This window comes from Enterobacter huaxiensis, from assembly GCF_003594935.2.
GTDB lineage: Bacteria > Pseudomonadota > Gammaproteobacteria > Enterobacterales > Enterobacteriaceae > Enterobacter > Enterobacter huaxiensis.
This window is the reverse complement of record NZ_CP043342.1, coordinates 1,701,465-1,724,005: the sequence shown is the minus strand read 5'-3', so window position 1 is coordinate 1,724,005 and position 22,541 is coordinate 1,701,465. Positions and strand designations below refer to the sequence as shown.

Here is a 22,541-nt window from a genome sequence, read left to right as displayed (position 1 = left end):
TGCTTTCATATTCCAGTTGTCGCCGCGCGGACATTTCGCTAAAGTCTCGCCCCTTCTCACCGGCATGGGGACTCCTGCGTGTTTATTGGATTTGACTACGGTACCGCAAACTGTTCGGTTGCGATTATGCAAAACGGACAACCACAGCTCCTGAAAATGGAGAACGAGAGCACGCTGCTGCCCTCGATGCTCTGCGCCCCAACCCGTGAAGCGGTGAGTGAATGGCTGTTCCGCCATCATCAGGTTTCCGCCACGGCGGCGGAATCCCAGGCGCTGCTGCGCCGCGCGGTCAGCTTTAACCGTGAAGAAGACATCGACGTTACGCCGTCCAGCGTGCAGTTCGGCCTCTCTTCTCTCGGGCACTATATAGAGGACCCGGAGGAGGTTTACTTCGTTAAATCGCCAAAATCATTCCTCGGTGCGAGCGGCCTGAAGCCGCAGCAGGTGGCGATGTTTGAAGACCTGGTGTGCGCCATGATGCTGCATATCCGCAATCAGGCGCAGGCCCAGGTGCCGGACGCCATCACTCAGGCGGTCATTGGCCGCCCGATCAACTTCCAGGGGCTGGGCGGTGATGACGCGAACCAGCAGGCACAGGGGATCCTGGAGCGTGCTGCGCACCGTGCGGGCTTCCGCGACGTGGTGTTCCAGTATGAGCCGGTTGCGGCAGGACTGGATTTCGAAGCCACCCTGACGGAAGAAAAGCGCGTGCTGGTGGTGGATATCGGCGGGGGTACCACAGACTGCTCGCTGCTGCTGATGGGCCCGGAGTGGCATAATCGTCGCGATCGTGAAAACAGCCTGCTGGGGCACAGCGGCTGCCGCGTGGGCGGTAACGATCTGGATATCGCCCTGGCCTTCAAGAGCCTGATGCCGCTGCTCGGCATGGGCGGGCAAACCGAAAAAGGGATCGCCCTGCCGATCCTGCCGTGGTGGAACGCGATCGCCATTAACGACGTTCCCGCACAGAGTGATTTTTACAGCACCGCTAACGGTCGTTTCCTCAACGACCTGGTGCGCGACGCGCAGGACGCCGAGAAGGTCGCACTGCTGTATAAGGTGTGGCGTCAGCGCCTTAGCTACCGCGTGGTACGCACCGCCGAAGAGAGCAAAATTGCGCTCTCGGATCGCGCGGAACACGCCGTTTCGCTGCCGTTCATCAGCAACGATCTCGCCACGGCGATTTCCCAGGATGGCCTCGAAACCGCGCTCGCCCAGCCGCTGCAGCGCATTCTGGAGCAGGTGCAGCTGGCGCTGGAAAACGGCAACGAGAAGCCGGACGTAATTTACCTGACGGGCGGTAGCGCCCGCTCGCCGCTGATCAAGAAAGCGCTGGCGGAACAGCTGCCGGGCATTCCGATTGCCGGGGGCGATGATTTTGGATCCGTGACCGCAGGGTTAGCGCGCTGGGCGCAGGTGATGTTTAGTTAAAACTACGCTCGCCCCTTATACGGGGCGAGCGAATTCAGGGTGCGGTAAGGCGGGGATTGTCCTGCTTTTCCTGCCCTGGGGACTTCTTTTCCCGGACGGGCCTCGCGATATTTTCACACCGCTTCATGAAGCCTTTAAACTCCGCCAGCGCCACCGGGGGCATAAAAAAGTACCCCTGCTGGTAGTCGACCTGATTATCCACAAGCCAGTCGCGCTGGTAGTCATACTCCACCCCCTCAGCCACGGTTTGCAGCCCCAGAATGGCGGCGAGGTTTATTATCGACTCCAGCATCGGCAGCGACTGCTCATGCGCGTGGATGCCGTTGATAAAGGTCTTGTCGATTTTGATCACATCGAGTTCAAGCTCGTTCAGATAGCAAAGATTCGCATACCCCGTGCCAAAATCATCCAGGGCAAACAGTACCCCACGATTGCGCAGGGAGCGGATCAGCTCCTTTATTGCCGGAGTGACCACCAGCGTCTGGTTCTCGGTTATTTCGATCATCAGCCTTATCGGTAACGATTCCGTTAACTCTAAAAAGTTGAGGCACTCCCAGTAAAAGACGGGATTGCTCAGGCTTGAAGGGCTTACGTTAAAGGCGACAAAAAAAGACTGTCCGTGCCGGTGAATGCTGTGATTCAAGTCGCTGGCCACCTTATTCATCAAATAGCTGGTCAGCTCATTAATCAGCCCGCTTTTTTCCGCGAGCGGAATAAACTCACGCTGGGAGATAGCGTAATTATGACCCAACGGCCAGCGCGCCAGCACCTCTACCCCGCTCAGCTCTCCACTGCTGCCCATAATAGGTTGATAATATGGAATAATCTCCTCATTTTTCAGCGCCAGGCTCAATCGATCGGTCTCGTTATTATCACAGACATAGCGCGGCGGTTTTTCATTTCCACTTATTCTCTCTGCCAGCAGGCCGTTGCGGGAAAGGAAAATAATAGACTCGTTGAAATTATCAAATTCCAGACGATGGGTTATTTTATCCCGATAGCGATAAAGCGATTTCACCGCCAGCGAATTCGCCCGGCAAAATTCCTCCTGGCCGGTTCGGGTGAATGAGGCATTGAGCATCTCCTGTTCAAAATCGCTCAGGCGGAATTCATCCACAAGGCCTATTCTGGCGGGCGCACCGTTTTCAGTGTTCGCCATCAAAATCTGCTTCAGCGAATCAATGATGTCATCAGCGTCCAGTTTGGCATCGATACACTCCGCGTATTCAAAGCCTCGGTTAATACATTTATTTTCACTCAGCCTAATAACCACACTCTTGATATTAATAAACTGGCTGCTGTTTCTTTGCAGCCACCGTTTCACCAGGCCAAATGGCATTCGGCTATCAATAATTAACAGGCAGGTTTTGTACTGGGGCGTGGAGATATCAGAATCGTTGATGTAGGTTCCGGTATCCACCAGTATCAGATTAGGTAAAAATGACCTAATCCCTGAGAAAAGATAAATGTCATAACTCAGCAGGAAGACCTTTTTCGTGTTCATAATCATCACCATCATGGTTTTAATTGCAAAGGCTACCCCTCCCTCAAATAGAGAGAACATTCACAATTGATTCTGTTTCCAACGACATACATGTCAGATAATTAATATTATCAATGCAAAGCTAAGGAAAGCTTTTTATATCCCCCGGGCTACGGTTGCGGTCAGAGTTAAAATGATAAGAATATTCCCATCAGCAGAACAGGGAATTTTCTTAGCTGCGGCAAGTACAAACAAATGCCCTTACATTCACAACCGGACAAACCAAAATCCCATAAATAAACCAACAAACAGAACATAACACCTGTAAATCAGTGTAAAGCAGAGAATCACTTCGCACGGCAGACCATCAGCGTGCGGCGCAAGTCCCTGATACCATACACATTATCGTCGATATGGATAACCTTGTAATAAAACATCTTCTGCTTTGACATCAGCAGATCCGTTATCGCGTCGGGCAGATCGTCATTATCGTTCTTGACTATTGCCAGGCGCTCTGTACGCAGATATCCGTCGCTATCCTTTTCTAAAAAACGCAGCGACGTTGTGCGATTCACGGTGTACTGTTTATCATTTACGTCCAGTACGCCCACCTGTGACAGCATCCCGTCTTTTTCCGAAGAGATCCTGAATACCTGGAGCACCTCTCCCTTTATTTTTATTCCGTTTTTTTGCGTGTTCAGATCGAGATGATATTTAGAGGTACAGACCAGCGCCGCTGGGATTGCCCCGCGGTGAAGTATAATGAAGAACAGCGCGACCAGCGCGGCCATGATGCTAATAAAAATAATTTTGGCACTCATACGCCACCCTTTTTTCACCCATCATACAAACACTGAAAAAATGTTCTTTCAGTTTATTTCCCTTAGACAGGCTGTTATCGTCATAAAATATAATGGCTTTCTTCGTGCCATTACAAATGGCATTAAAATCTTTCCATCTATTCGAATGCAGAAACTTAAAAATTTTCTCCGACGAATTATCATCCATCGTATATACTTCGCAGACTCCGGTATTTGAAACATGCACCACGCCGTCGTTGCTGCGAAACATTACGGTGAGAAAAATACCCACACCGCCCACTAAAACCAGGAAAAAAACAAACCAGACAAAAAATGTTTTGTTCCAGGGAAACGTCACTGCATGATTAACATTCGTTACGTCTTCCTCAGTAGCATCCAATATATCTTCGCGGTTATCGTCGATCTGCGCCTGAAAAATAAAGCCTTCTCGCGGAATGGTAATGATAACACCTTCAATCCCCAGCGCAGAAAACCCCTTGCGTAACAAACTAATGCTTTTATTAAGACTATGTCCGGAGGGATTCATGCCATACTTAGCCCAGACTTCTTCAATGATCAGTTCGCGACTTAATTGGCGAGCATTGTTTGTAATAAAAAAATCCAGTAACCTCGCCACCGAAGCGGAAAGAACAAGTTGTTGATCTTTTACGTTCAATTCTCGTTTCTCAGAGTCGTACAAAACCCGACCATTAATTATCTTTCTCATCCAGACAAACTCTTAAATTTTCTTTCATTGTACAAGCAAGCTATACAGAGTATATTTACCTTATACAGGTTAGCAATATATGAATATTTTTATTTAGATTTTATGAGTCGGGTTTAAAACACGCGTTGCCAATAGGGATATACTTGTGTAAAGCGACAATGAATTTTTTATTTTGTTTTTTTAACCCGCTGCTTCGATACGTTTCTCCGGGGAGAACGTAACGGATAGTGGCCTCATCATCCGTTGAATTGCACCCCAGCTGCACAATGATTTTAAAAAAGGTGTTCCCGGTATTTTTAAGCACCCCGGCCTGCTCATCCAGGGTATAGCGCAGGTCGATTTTTCTCGGGCGCACCACCAGTATCGTATCCAGGGCGATAGCCGGTATCGCTTCGCTACTTTTCCCGCCGTTGCGCTCCGGAAACATCGTGACGGGCAGCTCCGTGAACTGCACCCGGTAATAGCGCTCCTTATCATCCTGCGGGCCGCGGTAGAAAATCTTAAAAAACTCCCCGGTATCCGGCGCCAGCGAGAACGTCAGCGGCGCAAAAATCAGCTCCCCTTCTTCTATATCCTGGCGCTTCTCCCCGCCCGGCCCGGGCTTATCAATTTTCACCGCAGAAATGCGATACACATTCTGCTTTTTGCTGTCGTTAAAAATGCGTTTGCTGATGAATGACTTGTCCGCAGGCATCTCGTAAATCGTTGAGTCGAGATACAGGGCGTGCGCCGAAAAGCTCAGAAGCGCCGCACTGATGATTGCCGCATACCAGCGCTTCATTTGGTGACACCCAGCCAGTTCGCGGTGACTTTGATTTCGCCGCTGGCGCTAACCACGCCTTCCCAGTCGGAGCCGGCAACCGTCAGCGCCGAGCGGGAGTCATTCATCGGGAACAGCAGCGATAAGCCGGTGCTAAAGTAGCTTCCGTCGTCGGTGTTATTCGCATCCCACGGCGTTTGCTGCCACAGCGCATCGTTGAGGCTGATGGGCGCGTCGCCGCAGCTGTTGCGCACCTGCGTCATGCTGCCCGACTGGTTGCTGTACTGCAGATACGCCGGGATAGGCACGCTGATCCCGCCCTGCGCGGAGGTAAACAGGCAGTACGGCGTATTGTTAATGGTCGTGGTGTCCCCCGTGACCTGGGCGGTAATACTGTCCGCCTGACGCGGGCCGGAAACGGTGACGACATAGTCCATGCCAATCGGGGTATCATCGCCGATGGTGCCGCTGCCGCTTGCCGACGTGGTGTTATTCGACGAGACAATGCTGATTCCATACTCCTTCGGAATAATGTTCAGCTGCAACGATGGCGTGAACTCGTAATGCCCCGACTCCGGCGTTAAGCTATTGCGGAAGGCAAAGGTAAAAGGCTGGCTGTTGGTAATGCTGTAGCCCGAGTCGACAAGGTTTTTAAGAAACGTCTTCGACAAAAAGAGATAAACGTAGTGGCCGTCCGTTGAGAAGACATTGTAATAGGCCGTCGTCGCGCTGAAGTTATACCAGTTCGAGCCGTTGCCGGAATAACGCACCGTTGACGCCGCCGGGGTAAAGCCCAGCGCGGTGGAATCGATATAGGCCCTGAAGGTGAGCGAGGCGGTCAGGTTCGCGGTCTGCTGAAGGCTGTAGCTGACCATTTTGCAGATCACGCCGCTTACGTTTCCGACAACCCCCAACTCGCAGGCGCCGGAGTCATTGGTAATGCTTGGCGTCCCGTCGCTGGCGATCCACAGCTCCTGGAAAGCGCTGGTAGATTCCAGCGCCAGATGGCCGCGCTTGGTTAAGGTGTAGTTCACGTAGTTCCAGCGCCCGGTGCTTTGATCCTTACAGCGTTCGCCCCCCGCGTAATCATAGTTAACCGAGGTATAGCAGCGGTTAAAGACATACGTTTCGCTGCTGCCGGTCGGCATCGCGCGGAAATATTCGTAGGCCGAATCACTCAGCGACGCGAAGCCGTACGCCCCGCCCACCACGCCCGCGACCGAGCCGACCTGAGCGTGGTAGAAACCGTTGCTGTCCCGGCCCTGGCCCGAGATATAGCCGGACGTTGGGCATTGCGTGCCACTATAACAGCGGATGCCGCTAAACGGCCCGTCAATCGGCGAATTATCGATCCACATATCCTGATAGTTATTCGCCGGAGCCGTCCAGCCCACGTAGCCGAGATAGCCGAGGCTCACCTGCGAGGTGCCGTATTTCACCCACGTGTTGGATCCGCTAAAGCGAGGATCGAGCGCGGAGGGAGTAATGAAATACTCACCGTCCACGGCGTTTTCAATAAACAGAAAGTTATTGCTGACCGAGCCGGACGAGGACGCGGTCAACGCTTTCGCTGCCGGCGGCGTTAATGCGCCCGCAACGAGTAACGGAAGAATAAGGTTAATATTTTTCATAGCATTATCTCTGCGCCATAGTCGATTGCAGTGCGCATTGCACGTCCCCGACCCACGCTGCGCCGCGGGCTTTTTCCAGATCTAAATCGGCTTCGCAGATGTTGCCATTCGCCGAAACAAGGGTAATGACGGGGAATGTCTTATCGATATCAATAGCGAACTCACCTTTCGCATCGGTGCGCGTTTTACCGATGTGGTTATGAATATCGGTATTGGCCGCGAGCTGTCCGTTCGGATAGCGCACGCGCCCGAAGACGGTCACCATGCTTTTCACTTCCGGCGCCACCACACCAACGTTGCCCGGGTAGAGGTTCAGCGACTGCTTACGCCCGGAGACGATATCGAAGCTGTCCTCGGAGTTGCGGTCGTTCATGATCTCCAGCTTGTACTGGGCATACGGCGGCAGCGCGATAAAGCTCGATTTGCCGCTCAGGACGTAGTGGCGGTTATTGATTTTTGCCGCCAGCTTGCCGTCACCTGCCAGCCCGGTTTTCACGATGATGCCGGAACGCTGGCGCTCTTTACTGAGGCCGAAATCGCCCCCCGCCCAGGCAACCGACCCCTGGGATGAGAAGTTCAGGTTGGTGGCGTTATCCGCCGATCGGGTAACGGAGACCGTCCCGGCGTTGTATTTGGTGGCGTAACTCATGTTGCCGTTCACGGAATAATCGTTGCCGTAGTTCTGCTCGCCGCTCAGGCGGGTGGAGGCCGCGATCCCCGCCGAGGTAATTGGCCCGTCTTCAAACTGCTTGCGGGCGCTGATGTTGCCCTGCGTTGCACCGTAACGATCCCGCGATGCCCCGACGCTCAGCCAGGAGGCCAGCGGCAGCGAGAAGTCGAGGCTGACGTAACGCTCCTGACGACCGTCGTCATTCCGGTTGTTGTAGTAATAGCGCTGCACCCCGGCGCGCAGGCCGACGGTGGCGTAACGCCCGGCGTACAGCGTGGTGCTGTAATCCAGGTTGCGATATTTGTTGCCCGAGTAGCGGTTTTCCGTCTGGCTCACCGTCAGCGATCCCCCGTGCGGAATAAAGCGTCCGAGGTTAATCGTGCCGCCAATGGAGTAGTTATCGCGCTCCTGCACCGGCAAACGGTCGCCAATTTTGCTGTCCTCGCGTGACGCCCACACCGAGCCAAACCCGCCGGAAGCGTTGAGGCTCACGCTGCTGACGTTGCGCCAGGTGCCGTCGTTTGCCACCAGCGTTTGGGTGGCCACACTCACGTATTCATTGACGTTTAAGGTCAGGTCGGTTTCGTTCACGGCGTTGGAATCAAAGCCGTACAGCGTAGACTTCACGTTCAGGCCGGAGAGGATCGCCAGCGTCAGAGAGGCCGCACCGCCGGCAATCCAGGTCTGCTCGCTGCCGGCATTGTGGTAGTGATTGCGCTTGTAGCTTACGCGATCGTAATCCAGCGATCCCCCGAACACCTGCCATGAGAGCTGGTCCAGCCCGGCGGCCTGCTGGCGCGCGAAGATTTTATTCACGCGGCTGACGCGGGTGTTCACCGTGCGACCATTCACCACGATATCCACCGTCACGTCGTAAACCCCGTAGGGAAAACGGCTGGTGTCTATCTCGTAGCTGCCCATGCTGAAGTTCTGCACGCTCAGCAAGCGCCCGTCGCGGAAGACGTGGACTTCCCCGGCGGCAGGAAGAAAGACCGTAATGGGGGTCAGCGACAGCGCGGTATTTTCCACCACTGTGCTGCCTTTATTGCCGTAGCTGGCGCCGTAGATTTTTCCGCCGTTCAGCGCGTTCAGGCTAGCAATGGACTGCACGTTCCACGTATCCAGCATCCCCAGCGCCAGGCGATAGCCCTCGTAGTCGCGCTCGTACATCGCCCGATACACCTTGCTCGAACCGTTGCTCTCGCCAATACCGTATACCGAACCGTTAATATTGAAGTGATGCTCCCGAAGCGACAGGGTGTTATCCAGCGTTAAATAGCTGCGCGAGCTGCTGCCATTCTGATAGTCGTTGTAATAGGTGCCGAAATTGTAATTAAGCACGTTAGAGAGCCTGTCCACGCTGGACGGGCCTAATAGGGTGCTGCGCGCCACGACCGCCTCGGTTAGCGCGTCCCGGCTGACGATCATCTCCAGGTGAAACGACGAAACGTTCAGCTGCAGGCGGGCTTCCGGCGACAGGGCAATCGCGGTGTTATCGACAAACTTAGCGTCAGCGATTTTTTCTACCATGGCGCGGGTTTTATCCGACAGCACGGCGTTATTTGGCAGGTCGGAAACCCTAATCGACTTCACGGTAATATTTCCGTCGACCAGAGAGATCACCGCATCCGCAATTTTCTGCTGACTCTTTTCGTCCGTTTCCTGATAGCGGATAAATACCGGAACCGTCATTCCCTGCTCCAGCGAACGGGCAAACGCGCCAGGAATTACGTATTTCCCGATTTTCACGGGCGCAGAATGGGCAAAGCCCGGTGTTAACGCTAGCGAAAGAAATACACTTCCCCCAACGAGATATTTAAATGACATACGCATCCTTACACATCGGCATTTTAATTTTTGATACCGGTAATGGCGTTATGCTTTTACTTCACTGTAATAAATTGCTTGCCGTGCCAGATGCCAATACGCGTACGGCTATTCGACACATCGCTTTTTTGCAGCCTTATTTTTGTGCCCGGCATGACGTAGTAACGCTCGCGGCAGCCCCTGCCCTGATCCTGCGCCTTGTCCTTGCAGGCGCCGTAGGCGATCACGCGAAATGAGACGTTGCCGGTATTGGTAATCAGGTCGCCCTGACGGCTGTAGTCGAAGCGCTCCCTGCGCGGGGCAACCACCAGAATGGTGCCAATCTCCGCCGAGGCCGTGGCCGTCGCGGCCTTACCGGCTTTGGTTGTTGCGCTTTCACTGACAGGCTCGTCTATCCACTGCAGGCGGTAATAGCGCTCTTTGTCATCCTGCGGACCTTTATAGAAAAAACGGAACACATCTTTCGCTTCGCCAGGAAGAATAAGACTGGCGGGTGTCGATAATAATTCACCGGGATTAACGTTCAGCTCGACGCCGCCGGGCAGCGGAGAGGAGAGTTGTTTTACCGTCACACTCACGTAGCGCGCAGAATCCGTCGTGTTGATTATTTCTTTCGATAATGAACTCTCTTCGGACGTCATTATCGATGTAATATCACCCACATTAATTGCCCAGCTGGAAAAGGATGTAGCAATCCCTACCAACATGGCTATTGGCACATATTTCGTCATTACTTATTTCCTGAGAAAATTCGGGAGAGTGACTCTCCCGAATTTTATTCATTACGCTGGCGTGGTCCAGGTCGCGTTGAACTGTACTTTCACATCGCCAGTCCAGTAGCCGTCAGGCAGCGCTGAGTAATCTGTTACCGGAGTCGTACCGTCAGAGGTAGCAGAGGAAATGGAGAACTTGAAGCTGGACTGATCGCTTACGCGCTCAGCACCGTTATAAGCACCATCCGCCATCAGGCTCTCGAGGCCAGAGGTTGAAGAGGCGTTAACCAGTACGGTTTCAGACGCGCTGGAAAGCGCGTTGCCGTTCCATGCCACACCCACGTCCAGCGTAGACGCATCGCCGCTTGCGTTGGTCAGAGTATTGCTGATGACCTGGGCAGTCAGCTCGAAATCTGTCGCACTTTCTTGTCCCTGAATGGTTACGTCAAAAGCGCCGTCCTGAGTGTTAAACCCTTTCAGGCCTTCCGCATACTGGAAAGTCAGAGAGTTCAGCGGAGTAACAACCAGCATGCTGGTTGTATCTTTTGTAGCCGTTGCATCCCATGACGCTGTAGCAGATGCAGTTACATCAGCCATTGCATTTGCTGCTGCGAACACAGAAACCAGAGAGGCCACCAGTAATAATTTTTTCATTTTTTTCTCCTGAGAACAAACGCGCAACCAGGCACTCTTTATAAGAACCAGGATGCTCCATTTAATTGCGAGCGAGATTTGCCGCGCCAAAAAATTATTATTCGAAATAACCTTCCTCACAACAGCATAAAATAAGAAAAAACTTAACATTTATAAGAATTTTCTTATCAATAATAGGTTATCAACACCCAACGGCAACATTAAACTCTGACAAACAATTAATTAATAGCTTTTAATGCCACGTTAAACGCAAATTAAGGATTTTAAATCTATTGTGAATTTTTGATACAAATCAAAATAGAAAAAGAATGCGAAAAAGCTAAAAAACATTATGAATCAATTAACTATTGAACTCGATGTAAAATAAAAATGTTTGTTAAATTTTTGCTAAAAATATGCATCAATTTAGTAAGAAGTGGAAAAATCCTAGACAATATTAATAATGACAGGAATATTCTTAAACTGTTAATTAATAATAAACACCGAGCAGCGGGTTATATGATTTATCGAAGCGGAGTGACTTCGGAATATTCCACGATTAAAGAAATATTCCTGGATTAAACAGAATCCGCGAAGCGCCACGCAACGAAGCCGCGCCGGCACCATTCGGACCATTCCTGACAGTCTTCCATATTTCCTCCATTTTTCTGCCGCGTTGCCTGACTAAACTAGTATCATTCCCCGAAGAATTTCAGGATGAGAACGTATAACGATGAAAGGCAGTAACAAATCCCGCTGGGCCATCGCCGCTGGCATCATTGTGGTGGCCCTTGCCGCCGCGTGGTACTGGCACAGCCAATCCGCTAACGCCCCGGCACCCGACGGTGCCAGGAGCGCGTCGCAGGGCCAGGCCGCCGGAGGCCGTCGCGGTATGCGCGGCGGTGCGCTGGCACCGGTTCAGGCGGCAACGGCGGTGAACAAGGCCGTTCCTCGCTATCTGACCGGCCTCGGGACCATTACCGCCGCCAACACTGCGACGGTACGCAGCCGCGTGGACGGCCAATTACTGGCCATTCACTTCCAGGAAGGCCAGCAGGTCAAGGCCGGGGATTTACTGGCAGAAATTGACCCAAGCCAGTTTAAAGTGGCACTTGCGCAGGCGCAGGGTCAGCTTGCCAAAGATAAAGCCACGCTCGCCAACGCCCAGCGCGATTTAGCCCGCTATCAGCAGCTGGTGAAAACTAACCTCGTTTCGCGCCAGGAGCTGGATACCCAGCAGTCGCTGGTCAGCGAATCACTGGGCACAATTAAAGCCGACGAAGCCGCCGTCGCCAGCGCGCAGCTGCAGTTGGACTGGAGCCGCATTACGGCACCGATTGACGGGCGAGTCGGGCTGAAGCAGGTGGATATTGGCAACCAGATCTCAAGCGGCGATACCACGGGCATTGTGGTCATCACCCAGACTCACCCTATCGACTTAGTCTTTACCCTGCCGGAGAGCGATATCGCGACCGTCGTGCAGGCGCAGAAAGCCGGAAACGGGCTGGTAGTTGAAGCCTGGGACAGGACCAACAAACAAAAGCTCAGCCAGGGCTCGCTGCTGAGCCTGGATAACCAGATTGACACCACCACCGGCACCATCAAGCTGAAGGCGCGCTTTAACAACCAGGACGACGCCCTGTTCCCGAACCAGTTTGTGAATGCGCGAATGTTAGTTTCTACCGAAGAGAACGCGGTGGTGATCCCAACGGCCGCGCTGCAGATGGGTAACGAAGGTAATTTCGTCTGGGTGCTGAACAGCGACAATAAAGTCAGCAAGCATCTGGTGAAAACCGGCATTCAGGACAGCCAGACGGTAGCCATCAGCGCAGGGCTTTCCGCGGGCGACCGCGTGGTCACGGACGGCATCGATCGCCTGACCGAAGGCGCGAAGGTCGAAGTGGTTGAAGCCCACGACGGCACGGCGAGCAATGAAGCCCCCGCAAAACGTGAGCATGCGAAACAGGGAGCGAAAGCCTGATGCAGGTCATGCCGCCGGGCTCCACGGGGGGGCCGTCACGCCTGTTTATCCTGCGCCCCGTTGCCACCACGCTGTTGATGGTGGCGATCCTGCTGGCCGGGATCATCGGCTACCGCTTCCTGCCCGTCTCGGCGCTGCCGGAAGTGGACTACCCAACCATTCAGGTTGTCACCCTCTATCCCGGCGCCAGCCCGGACGTGGTGACGTCCGCCATCACCGCGCCGCTGGAGCGCCAGTTTGGCCAGATGTCGGGACTAAAACAGATGTCCTCCCAGAGTTCCGGCGGGGCATCGGTGGTCACGCTGCAGTTCCAGCTCACGCTGTCGCTGGACGTCGCCGAGCAGGAGGTGCAGGCCGCGATTAACGCCGCCACCAACCTGCTGCCGTCCGACCTGCCTAACCCGCCGGTTTACAGCAAGGTGAACCCGGCGGATCCGCCGATCATGACCCTCGCCGTCACCTCCTCCGCCCTGCCGATGACGCAGGTTGAGGATATGGTCGAAACCCGCGTGGCGCAGAAAATTTCACAGGTCTCCGGCGTGGGCCTCGTTACCCTGGCAGGCGGCCAGCGCCCGGCCGTGCGCGTGAAGCTGAACGCGCAGGCGATTGCCGCACTGGGCCTGACCAGCGAAACCATCCGCACCGCCATCAGCAGCGCTAACGTCAACTCGGCGAAAGGCTCTCTGGACGGCCCCACCCGCGCGGTCACGCTCTCCGCGAACGATCAGATGCAGTCTGCCGACGAATACCGCCAGCTGATTGTGGCCTACCAGAACGGTGCGCCAATACGACTCGGCGACGTGGCAACCGTCGAACAGGGGGCTGAAAACAGCTGGCTGGGCGCCTGGGCCAACAGGCAGCAGGCGATCGTGATGAACGTTCAGCGCCAGCCGGGCGCAAACATCATCGACACCGCCGACAGCATCCGCTCCATGCTGCCGCAGCTGATTGAGAGCCTGCCGAAGTCGGTGAACGTCAAAGTGCTTTCTGACCGCACCACCAACATCCGCGCCTCGGTGACCGACACCCAGTTCGAGCTGATGCTGGCGATTGCGCTGGTGGTGATGATCATCTACCTGTTCCTGCGCAACGTTCCGGCGACCATTATCCCCGCCGTCGCCGTGCCGCTCTCGCTGGTCGGCACCTTTGCGGTAATGGTGTTCCTCGATTTCTCGATCAATAACCTCACGCTGATGGCGCTGACCATCGCCACCGGTTTCGTGGTGGATGACGCCATCGTCGTTATCGAGAACATCTCGCGCTATATCGAGAAAGGTGAAAAACCCTTAGCCGCCGCGCTCAAGGGTGCGGGCGAGATCGGCTTTACCATCATCTCCCTGACCTTCTCGCTGATTGCGGTACTGATCCCGCTGTTGTTTATGGGCGATATCGTCGGGCGGCTGTTCCGCGAGTTCGCCGTCACGCTGGCAGTCGCTATTTTAATCTCCGCCGTGGTCTCGCTGACGCTGACGCCGATGATGTGCGCCCGCATGCTGAGCGTTGAGTCCCTGCGCAAGCAAAACCGCTTCTCCCGCGCCTCAGAGCGGATGTTCGAACGCATCATCGCCGGGTATGGCCACCTGCTGGCGAAAGTGCTGAACCATCCGTGGGCCACCCTCGGCGTGGCGCTGGGGACGCTGGCCCTGAGCGTGATGCTGTGGATTTTCATTCCGAAAGGCTTCTTCCCGATCCAGGACAACGGCATTATTCAGGGCACGCTTCAGGCGCCGCAGTCGGTTTCCTTCGCGAACATGGCGCAGCGCCAGCAGCAGGTCTCTGAAATTATTATGAAAGACCCGGCGGTGGAGAGCCTGACCTCCTACGTCGGCGTGGACGGCACCAACCCGTCGCTAAACAGCGCGCGCCTGCAGATCAACCTCAAGCCGCTGGATGACCGCGACGACCGCGTTAACACCGTCATCGAGCGTCTGCAGAGCGCCGTCGCGCGCGTGCCGGGCATTGAGCTGTACCTGCAGCCGATACAGGATTTGACCATTGATACCCAGGTGAGCCGCACGCAGTATCAGTTCACGCTTCAGGCCACCACGCTTGAAGCGCTGAGCACCTGGGTACCGCAGCTGGTGGATAAGCTGAAAGCCCTGCCGCAGCTTTCCGACGTCAGCAGCGACTGGCAGGACAAGGGGCTGGCGGCCTACGTGAACGTCAACCGCGACACCGCCAGCCGCCTGGGCATTACCATGTCCGACGTGGACAACGCGCTGTACAACGCCTTTGGTCAGCGCCTGATCTCCACCATTTACACCCAGGCGAACCAGTATCGCGTGGTGCTGGAGCACGATACTGAAAACACCCCGGGGCTTGCCGCGCTGGATTCGGTGCGCCTGACCAGCAAGGACGGCGGAATTGTGCCGTTAAGCGCCATCGCCAACGTGGAAGAGCGCTATACCCCGCTCTCCATCAACCATCTGGATCAGTTCCCGTCCACCACGATTTCGTTCAACGTGCCGGACGGCTATTCGCTGGGCGAAGCGGTTGAGGCCATTCTGACAGCGGAAAAAGAGCTGAGCTTCCCGTCCGATATTCAGACCCAGTTCCAGGGGAGCACGCTGGCGTTCCAGGCCGCGCTGGGCAACACCGTCTGGCTGATTGTGGCCGCGGTGGTGGCGATGTATATCGTGCTCGGCGTGCTGTATGAAAGCTTTATCCACCCGATCACCATCCTTTCTACCCTGCCAACGGCGGGTGTGGGAGCGCTGCTGGCGCTGATGCTGGCAGGCAGCGAGCTGGACGTCATCGCGATCATCGGCATCATCCTGCTTATCGGCATCGTGAAGAAAAACGCCATCATGATGATCGACTTCGCCCTTGCCGCCGAGCGCGAGCAGGGCATGTCGCCGCGCGATGCCATCTTCCAGGCCTGCCTGCTGCGTTTTCGTCCGATCCTGATGACCACGCTGGCGGCGCTGTTGGGCGCGCTGCCGCTGATGCTGAGCACCGGCGTCGGCGCGGAGCTGCGCCGCCCGCTGGGGATTGGCATGGTCGGCGGCCTGCTGGTCAGCCAGGTGCTGACGCTCTTTACCACGCCGGTTATCTACCTGCTGTTTGACCGTCTGGCCCTGTGGACGAAAAGCCGCTTCCCGAAACGTGAAGAGGAGGCGTAAGTGAAGTTTTTCGCCCTCTTCATTTATCGCCCGGTGGCGACGATCCTCCTCTCCGTCGCCATCACCCTGTGCGGCGTGCTGGGCTTCCGGCTGCTGCCGGTGGCGCCGCTGCCGCAGGTGGATTTCCCGGTGATCATGATCAGCGCCTCGCTCCCGGGCGCGTCGCCGGAAACCATGGCCTCGTCGGTTGCTACCCCGCTGGAGCGCTCGCTCGGGCGGATTGCTGGCGTCAACGAAATGACCTCCAGCAGCTCGCTGGGCAGCACGCGCATCATTCTGGAATTCAACTTCGACCGGGACATCAACGGCGCGGCGCGTGACGTTCAGGCGGCGATCAACGCCGCGCAAAGCCTGCTGCCGAGCGGAATGCCGAGCCGTCCAACCTACCGCAAGGCCAACCCGTCCGATGCGCCCGTCATGATCCTGACGCTCACCTCGGACACCTACTCGCAGGGTCAACTGTACGACTTCGCCTCCACGCAGCTGGCGCAGACCATAGCCCAGATCGACGGCGTGGGCGACGTGAGCGTTGGCGGCAGCTCCCTGCCCGCCGTGCGCGTGGGCCTGAACCCGCAGGCGCTCTTTAACCAGGGCGTGTCGCTGGACGACGTGCGCACCGCCATCAGTAACGCCAACGTGCGCAGGCCGCAGGGGGCCATTGAGGACGGCAGCCATCGCTGGCAGATCCAGGCCAACGACGAGCTCAAAACCGCCGCCGAATACCAGCCGCTGATTATTCACTACAATAACGGCGCGGCGGTGCGCCTGAGCGACGTGGCCAGCGTCACCGACTCGGTGCAGGACGTGCGTAACGCCGGGATGACCAACGCTAAGCCGGCCATCCTGCTGATGATCCGCAAGCTGCCGGAAGCCAACATCATTCAGACGGTAAACAGCATCCGCGAGCGTTTGCCGGAGCTGCAGGAGACTATTCCCGCGGCAATAGACCTGCAAATTGCGCAGGACCGCTCCCCGACCATTCGCGCCTCGCTTGAGGAGGTCGAGCAAACGCTGATTATCTCCGTGGCGCTGGTGATCCTGGTGGTGTTCCTGTTCCTGCGCTCCGGCCGCGCGACGCTGATCCCTGCCGTTGCCGTGCCGGTGTCGCTGATCGGCACCTTTGCCGCCATGTACCTGTGCGGCTTTAGCCTGAACAACCTGTCGCTGATGGCGTTAACCATCGCCACCGGCTTTGTGGTGGACGATGCCATCGTGGTGCTGGAGAACATCTCCCGCCACCTGGAAGCGGGCATGAAGCCGCTGCAGGCGGCGCTGCAGGGGACGCGCGAGGTCGGTTTTACCGTGCTCTCCATGAGCCTGTCGCTGGTGGCAGTGTTCCTGCCGCTGCTGCTGATGGGCGGGCTGCCGGGCAGATTGCTGCGCGAGTTTGCCGTCACGCTCTCCGTGGCGATAGGCATCTCGCTGGTTATCTCGCTCACGCTCACGCCGATGATGTGCGGCTGGATGCTCAAGCGCAGCAAGCCCCATTCGCAGCCGCGGCGTAAAGGCTTCGGTCGCTTCCTGATGGCGATGCAGGAAGGCTACGGCAAATCGCTGAAGTGGGTGCTGAACCACACGCGTATCGTTGGTCTGGTGCTGATTGGCACCATCGTGCTCAACGTCTGGATGTACATCACCATCCCGAAAACCTTCTTCCCGGAGCAGGACACTGGCGTGCTGATGGGCGGCATTCAGGCGGATCAGAGCATTTCGTTCCAGGCGATGCGCGGCAAGCTGCAGGACTTTATGAAGATCATTCGTGAAGACCCTGCGGTGGATAACGTGACCGGCTTTACCGGCGGCTCGCGCGTTAACAGCGGGATGATGTTTATCACCCTCAAATCGCGCGGCGAGCGTGAAGAAACCGCGCAGCAGGTGATCGATCGCCTGCGCGTGAAGCTCGCAAAAGAGCCGGGGGCAAACCTGTTCCTGATGGCCGTTCAGGATATCCGCGTCGGCGGACGCCAGTCCAACGCCAGCTACCAGTACACCCTGCTCTCTGACGACCTGGCCGCCCTGCGCGAGTGGGAGCCGAAGATCCGCAAAGCGCTGGCGGCCCTGCCAGAGCTGGCGGACGTCAACTCCGATCAGCAGGACAACGGCGCGGAGATGGCGTTGACCTACGATCGTGAAACCATGTCGCGGCTGGGCATTGACGTAGCAGCGGCCAACAGCCTGCTAAACAACGCCTTCGGCCAGCGCGAAATTTCCACCATCTACCAGCCGATGAACCAGTACAAGGTGGTGATGGAGGTCGACCCGCGCTACACCCAGGACATCAGCGCGCTGGACAAGATGTTTGTGATTAACAGCGACGGCAAGGCAATCCCGCTGTCGTACTTCGCCAGCTGGCAGCCGTCGAACGCGCCGCTGTCGGTGAACCATCAGGGGCTTTCCGCGGCCTCCACCGTCTCCTTTAACCTGCCGACCGGCTCGTCCCTTTCTGAAGCCAGCGATGCGATCAACCGCGCCATGACCCAGCTGGGCGTGCCGTCCACCGTGCGCGGCAGCTTTGCCGGCACGGCGCAGGTCTTCCAGGACACGATGAACTCGCAGATCATTTTGATTCTGGCGGCGATCGCGACGGTCTACATCGTGCTCGGCGTGCTGTATGAAAGCTACGTTCACCCGCTGACGATCCTCTCTACCCTGCCGTCGGCGGGCGTAGGCGCGCTGCTGGCGCTGGAGCTGTTCGGCGCCCCGTTCAGCCTCATCGCGCTCATCGGGATCATGCTGTTGATAGGTATTGTGAAGAAAAACGCGATCATGATGGTGGACTTCGCCCTGGACGCCCAGCGCAACGGCAGCCTGACGCCGGAAGAGGCGATATTTCAGGCCTGCCTGCTGCGCTTCCGCCCGATTATGATGACCACGCTGGCGGCGCTGTTTGGCGCGCTGCCGCTGGTGATCTCGGGTGGAGACGGCTCTGAGCTGCGCCAGCCGCTGGGGATCACCATCGTCGGCGGGCTGGTAATGAGCCAGCTGCTGACGCTGTACACCACGCCGGTGGTCTATCTGTTCTTTGACCGCCTGAGGCTGCGTTTTTCCCGTAAAAACAGAACCACGGTGACCGAGTAAATGACCGACCTACCCGCTAACGTTCGCTGGCAGCTGTGGATAGTCGCCTTCGGCTTCTTTATGCAGTCGCTGGATACGACTATCGTCAACACCGCCCTCCCCTCCATGGCGAAAAGCCTGGGGGAAAGCCCGCTGCACATGCATATGGTAATCGTCTCCTACGTGCTGACGGTGGCGGTGATGCTGCCCGCCAGCGGCTGGCTGGCGGACAAAGTGGGCGTGCGGAATATCTTCTTCACCGCCATCGTGCTGTTTACCACGGGGTCGCTGTTCTGCGCCCAGGCCAACACGCTCGACCAGCTGGTGATGGCGCGGGTGCTGCAGGGCATCGGCGGCGCGATGATGGTGCCCGTCGGGCGGCTAACGGTGATGAAGATTGTGCCGCGCGAGCAGTATATGGCGGCGATGACCTTCGTGACGCTGCCCGGGCAGGTTGGCCCGCTGCTCGGCCCCGCGCTGGGCGGGGTTCTGGTGGAGTACGCCTCCTGGCACTGGATTTTCCTCATCAACCTGCCCGTCGGCATCATCGGCGCCATCGCCACCCTGACGCTAATGCCGAACTACAAAATGCAGACGCGGCGCTTTGATTTCTTCGGTTTTATCCTGCTGGCGGCCGGTATGGCGACGCTTACGCTGGCGCTAGACGGGCAAAAGGGGCTGGGGATTTCCCCTCTGACGCTGGGCATTCTGGTTGCCCTCGGTGTTACTGCGCTTCTCTGGTACCTGTGGCATGCGAGAGGAAATGAGAAAGCGCTGTTTAGCCTGAATCTGTTTAAAAATTCCACCTATCGCCTTGGCCTGTTCGGCAGCTTTGCCGGGCGCATCGGCAGCGGCATGCTGCCCTTTATGACCCCCGTATTTTTACAGATCGGCATGGGCTTCTCGCCGTTCCACGCGGGGTTGATGATGATCCCGATGGTCCTCGGCAGCATGGGAATGAAGCGCATTGTGGTGCAGGTGGTGAACCGCTTTGGCTACCGTCACGTGCTGGTCGCCGCCACGCTGGGTCTCGCGGTAATAAGCCTGCTGTTTATGGCCGTGGCGCTGATGGGCTGGTACTACGTCCTGCCGCTGGTGCTGTTCTGCCAGGGCATCATCAACTCCATGCGCTTCTCGTCGATGAACACCCTGACGCTGAAAGACCTCCCGGACGAGCTCGCGAGCAGCGGCAACAGCCTGCTGTCGATGATCATGCAGCTCTCCATGAGCGTCGGCGTCACGGTCGCCGGCCTGCTGCTCGGCATGTACGGCCAGCATCACCTCAGCGTGGACACGCCCGTTGCGCACCAGGTCTTTTTATATACCTATCTCAGCATGGCGGTGATTATCGCCCTGCCCGCTTTCATCTTCGCCAGAGTGCCGGATGATACCAGTAAGAACGTCGTCATCCGGCGCGGCAAAAGGAGTGCACCATGAAATTCTGGCGTCCGGGCATCACCGGAAAACTCTTCGTGGCGATTTTTGCCACCTGTATCGTCCTGCTGATCACCATGCACTGGGCGGTGCGGGTCAGCTTTGAGCGCGGGTTTATTGACTACATCAAGCACGGCAACGAGCAGCGGCTGCAGGGCCTGAGCGATGCGCTTGGCGAACAGTACGGGCTGCACGGCAACTGGCGGTTTTTGCGCAATAACGATCGCTTCGTCTTTCAAATTCTGCGCTCGCTGGAGCACGACAACGACGACGATCGTCCGGGCCCGGGTATGCCACCGCACGGCTGGCGCACCCAGTTCTGGGTGATCGATCAGGATATGCGCGTACTGGTTGGCCCACGCGCGCCGGTGCCGCCGGACGGCACGAAGCGCGCCATCACCTCCAACGGCGCGACGGTGGGCTGGGTGATCGCCTCGCCGGTCGAGCGGCTGACGCGCAACACCGATATCAACTTTGACCGCCAGCAGCGCCAGACCAGCTGGCTGATTGTCGCCCTCTCCACCCTGCTCGCCGCGCTCGCCACCTTCCCGCTGGCGCGCGGCCTGCTGGCACCGGTTAAGCGCTTAGTGGAAGGCACGCACAGGCTGGCCGCCGGGGACTTCACCACCCGCGTCGACACCCGCAGCCAGGACGAGCTGGGCAAGCTGGCGCAGGACTTCAACCAGCTCGCCAGCACGCTGGAGAAAAACCAGCAGATGCGCCGCGACTTTATGGCCGATATTTCCCACGAGCTGCGTACCCCGCTGGCGGTGCTTCGCGGCGAGCTGGAAGCCATCCAGGACGGCGTGCGCCAGTTCACCCCCGAGTCCGTGGCCTCGCTGCAGGCTGAAGTGGGCACGCTCACCAAGCTGGTGGACGACCTGCATCAGCTCTCCATGTCCGACGAAGGGGCGCTCGCCTACCAGAAAGCGCCGGTAGACGTCATCAACATTCTGGAAGTGATCAGCGGCGCCTTCCGCGAGCGCTTCGCCAGCCGCAACCTGAAAATTGAGCTCTCCCTGCCGGACAGCGCCGTGGTGTTTGGCGATAAAGACAGGCTGATGCAGCTGTTCAACAACCTGCTGGAGAACAGCCTGCGCTACACCGACAGCGGCGGCGGGCTGCATATTTCGGGCAGGCAGGAAAACGGGCGCTTCGCCCTCACCTTTGCGGACTCCGCCCCCGGCGTGCAGGACGCGCAGCTGGAGAGACTGTTTGAGCGTTTCTACCGCACCGAAGGGTCACGCAATCGCGCCAGCGGCGGCTCCGGGCTTGGGCTGGCGATCTGCTTTAACATCGTCGAAGCCCACAACGGCACCCTTCGCGCCGCCCATTCGCCTTTTGGCGGGGTTAGCATTACAGTAGAGTTACCTCTGGAACGGGATTTATCGAGAGAAGTATGACCGAGTTACCGATTGACGAAAACACACCGCGCATTTTGATTGTGGAAGACGAGCCTAAGCTTGGGCAGCTGCTGATCGACTATTTACGCGCGGCCAGCTATGCCCCGTCGCTTATCAGCCATGGCGATCAGGTATTAGCGTACGTGCGCCAGACGCCGCCGGATCTGATCCTGCTGGATTTGATGCTGCCGGGCACCGACGGCCTGACCCTGTGCCGCGAGATCCGACGCTTCTCGGACGTCCCCATCGTGATGGTGACCGCCAAAATCGAAGAGATCGACCGCCTGCTGGGCCTCGAAATTGGCGCAGACGACTACATCTGCAAGCCGTACAGCCCGCGCGAAGTGGTTGCGCGCGTGAAGACCATTCTGCGCCGCTGCAGGCCGCAGCGCGAACTGCAGGTGCTGGACGCGGAAAGCCCGCTGATTGTCGACGAAAGCCGCTTCCAGGCGAGCTGGCGCAGCAAGCTTCTGGACCTCACTCCCGCCGAGTTCCGCCTGCTTAAAACGCTCTCCCACGAGCCGGGAAAAGTGTTCTCCCGCGAACAGCTGCTGAACCACCTGTACGACGATTACCGCGTGGTGACCGACCGCACCATCGACAGCCATATCAAAAACCTGCGCCGCAAGCTGGAGGCGCTCGACACCGACCAGTCGTTTATTCGCGCGGTGTACGGCGTGGGGTATCGCTGGGAAGCGGATGCGTGCAGGATTGCCTGACAAAATTCTCCCCTCACCCTAACCCTCTCCCCAAAGGGGTGAGGGGACTAAAACACCCTCTCCCCTTTGGGGAGAGGGCAGGGTGAGGGGTAAGGACGCTTTACCTCCCCGCCCCGCAGCGCTACAATGCCCGCCCTTAAAGTGGGGGAT

General features: G+C 57.1%; 15 protein-coding genes. 7 read left to right on the top strand and 8 right to left on the bottom strand.

What is annotated here, in order from left to right; translation table 11 throughout:
• Positions 1-78: 78 nt before the first annotated feature.
• Entirely contained in the window at positions 79-1,431 is a 1,353-nt protein-coding gene (gene yegD, locus D5067_RS08205) for a molecular chaperone (RefSeq protein ID WP_119938268.1), read from the top strand.
• A gap of 34 nt (positions 1,432-1,465) precedes the next feature.
• Here yegD and D5067_RS08200 read toward each other — a convergent pair whose 3' ends face one another.
• From D5067_RS08200 to ecpA, 8 genes are all read right to left on the bottom strand, one after another.
• Positions 1,466-2,935, bottom strand: a complete 1,470-nt coding sequence (locus D5067_RS08200) for an EAL domain-containing protein (protein ID WP_119938322.1) — start codon at positions 2,933-2,935, stop codon at positions 1,466-1,468.
• A 326-nt stretch (positions 2,936-3,261) separates the two neighbouring features.
• Positions 3,262-3,735, bottom strand: coding sequence for a FidL-like protein (locus tag D5067_RS08195; RefSeq protein WP_119938269.1), 474 nt, complete (start codon positions 3,733-3,735; stop codon positions 3,262-3,264).
• Entirely contained in the window at positions 3,710-4,390 is a 681-nt protein-coding gene (locus D5067_RS08190; protein WP_235843331.1) for a winged helix-turn-helix domain-containing protein, read from the bottom strand. The genes D5067_RS08195 and D5067_RS08190 overlap by 26 nt, the downstream gene beginning before the upstream one ends.
• Positions 4,391-4,541: 151 nt before the next feature.
• Positions 4,542-5,222 (bottom strand): fimbrial biogenesis chaperone, encoded by a 681-nt coding sequence (locus D5067_RS08185; protein ID WP_119938271.1) that lies wholly within the window; start codon positions 5,220-5,222, stop codon positions 4,542-4,544.
• Positions 5,219-6,832 carry a fimbrial adhesin EcpD family protein gene (locus tag D5067_RS08180; protein ID WP_162844798.1) on the bottom strand — a complete coding sequence of 538 codons (1,614 nt, stop codon included), beginning with the start codon at positions 6,830-6,832 and terminating at the stop codon, positions 5,219-5,221. The genes D5067_RS08185 and D5067_RS08180 overlap by 4 nt, the downstream gene beginning before the upstream one ends.
• 4 nt (positions 6,833-6,836) lie before the next feature.
• A complete protein-coding gene (locus D5067_RS08175) occupies positions 6,837-9,329 on the bottom strand; it encodes a TcfC E-set like domain-containing protein (RefSeq protein ID WP_119938272.1) in 2,493 nt (830 codons plus the stop codon).
• A gap of 56 nt (positions 9,330-9,385) precedes the next feature.
• Positions 9,386-10,060 carry an EcpB family pilus assembly chaperone gene (locus tag D5067_RS08170; RefSeq protein ID WP_119938273.1) on the bottom strand — a complete coding sequence of 225 codons (675 nt, stop codon included), beginning with the start codon at positions 10,058-10,060 and terminating at the stop codon, positions 9,386-9,388.
• 51 nt (positions 10,061-10,111) lie between these two features.
• Positions 10,112-10,696 (bottom strand): common pilus major fimbrillin subunit EcpA, encoded by a 585-nt coding sequence (ecpA, locus tag D5067_RS08165; RefSeq protein ID WP_119938274.1) that lies wholly within the window; start codon positions 10,694-10,696, stop codon positions 10,112-10,114.
• 712 nt (positions 10,697-11,408) lie between these two features.
• On the opposite strand from ecpA, the gene D5067_RS08160 reads away from it, so the two are divergent.
• From D5067_RS08160 to baeR, 6 genes are read left to right on the top strand one after another with little or no spacing between them, the layout of a single operon-like run.
• Entirely contained in the window at positions 11,409-12,656 is a 1,248-nt protein-coding gene (locus tag D5067_RS08160) for an MdtA/MuxA family multidrug efflux RND transporter periplasmic adaptor subunit (RefSeq protein WP_119938275.1), read from the top strand.
• Positions 12,656-15,778, top strand: coding sequence for an MdtB/MuxB family multidrug efflux RND transporter permease subunit (locus tag D5067_RS08155; protein ID WP_119938276.1), 3,123 nt, complete (start codon positions 12,656-12,658; stop codon positions 15,776-15,778). The genes D5067_RS08160 and D5067_RS08155 overlap by 1 nt, the downstream gene beginning before the upstream one ends.
• Entirely contained in the window at positions 15,779-18,856 is a 3,078-nt protein-coding gene (gene mdtC, locus D5067_RS08150) for a multidrug efflux RND transporter permease subunit MdtC (protein ID WP_119938277.1), read from the top strand.
• The gene (locus D5067_RS08145) at positions 18,857-20,272 is read left to right on the top strand and encodes an MFS transporter (RefSeq protein WP_119938278.1); all 1,416 of its coding nucleotides are present in this window, start codon (positions 18,857-18,859) and stop codon (positions 20,270-20,272) included. It begins immediately after the preceding gene.
• Complete coding sequence (gene baeS / locus D5067_RS08140; protein WP_119938279.1) at positions 20,269-21,672, top strand: envelope stress sensor histidine kinase BaeS; 1,404 nt, start codon at positions 20,269-20,271, stop codon at positions 21,670-21,672. Before D5067_RS08145 ends, baeS begins: the two co-directional genes overlap by 4 nt.
• A complete protein-coding gene (gene baeR / locus D5067_RS08135) occupies positions 21,669-22,391 on the top strand; it encodes an envelope stress response regulator BaeR (protein WP_119938280.1) in 723 nt (240 codons plus the stop codon). Before baeS ends, baeR begins: the two co-directional genes overlap by 4 nt.
• Positions 22,392-22,541 lie beyond the last annotated feature (150 nt).

Bases quoted from the DNA above. Each gene is read 5' to 3' on its own strand.
- baeR (WP_119938280.1), top strand. From the start codon at position 21,669: ATGACCGAGTTACCGATTGACGAAAACACACCGCGCATTTTGATTGTG.
- D5067_RS08195 (WP_119938269.1), bottom strand. From the start codon at position 3,735: ATGAGTGCCAAAATTATTTTTATTAGCATCATGGCCGCGCTGGTCGCG.
- D5067_RS08180 (WP_162844798.1), bottom strand. From the start codon at position 6,832: ATGAAAAATATTAACCTTATTCTTCCGTTACTCGTTGCGGGCGCATTA.
- D5067_RS08145 (WP_119938278.1), top strand. From the start codon at position 18,857: ATGACCGACCTACCCGCTAACGTTCGCTGGCAGCTGTGGATAGTCGCC.
- D5067_RS08155 (WP_119938276.1), top strand. From the start codon at position 12,656: ATGCAGGTCATGCCGCCGGGCTCCACGGGGGGGCCGTCACGCCTGTTT.
- D5067_RS08170 (WP_119938273.1), bottom strand. From the start codon at position 10,060: ATGACGAAATATGTGCCAATAGCCATGTTGGTAGGGATTGCTACATCC.
- ecpA (WP_119938274.1), bottom strand. From the start codon at position 10,696: ATGAAAAAATTATTACTGGTGGCCTCTCTGGTTTCTGTGTTCGCAGCA.
- D5067_RS08160 (WP_119938275.1), top strand. From the start codon at position 11,409: ATGAAAGGCAGTAACAAATCCCGCTGGGCCATCGCCGCTGGCATCATT.
- D5067_RS08175 (WP_119938272.1), bottom strand. From the start codon at position 9,329: ATGTCATTTAAATATCTCGTTGGGGGAAGTGTATTTCTTTCGCTAGCG.
- baeS (WP_119938279.1), top strand. From the start codon at position 20,269: ATGAAATTCTGGCGTCCGGGCATCACCGGAAAACTCTTCGTGGCGATT.
- D5067_RS08200 (WP_119938322.1), bottom strand. From the start codon at position 2,935: ATGAACACGAAAAAGGTCTTCCTGCTGAGTTATGACATTTATCTTTTC.
- D5067_RS08185 (WP_119938271.1), bottom strand. From the start codon at position 5,222: ATGAAGCGCTGGTATGCGGCAATCATCAGTGCGGCGCTTCTGAGCTTT.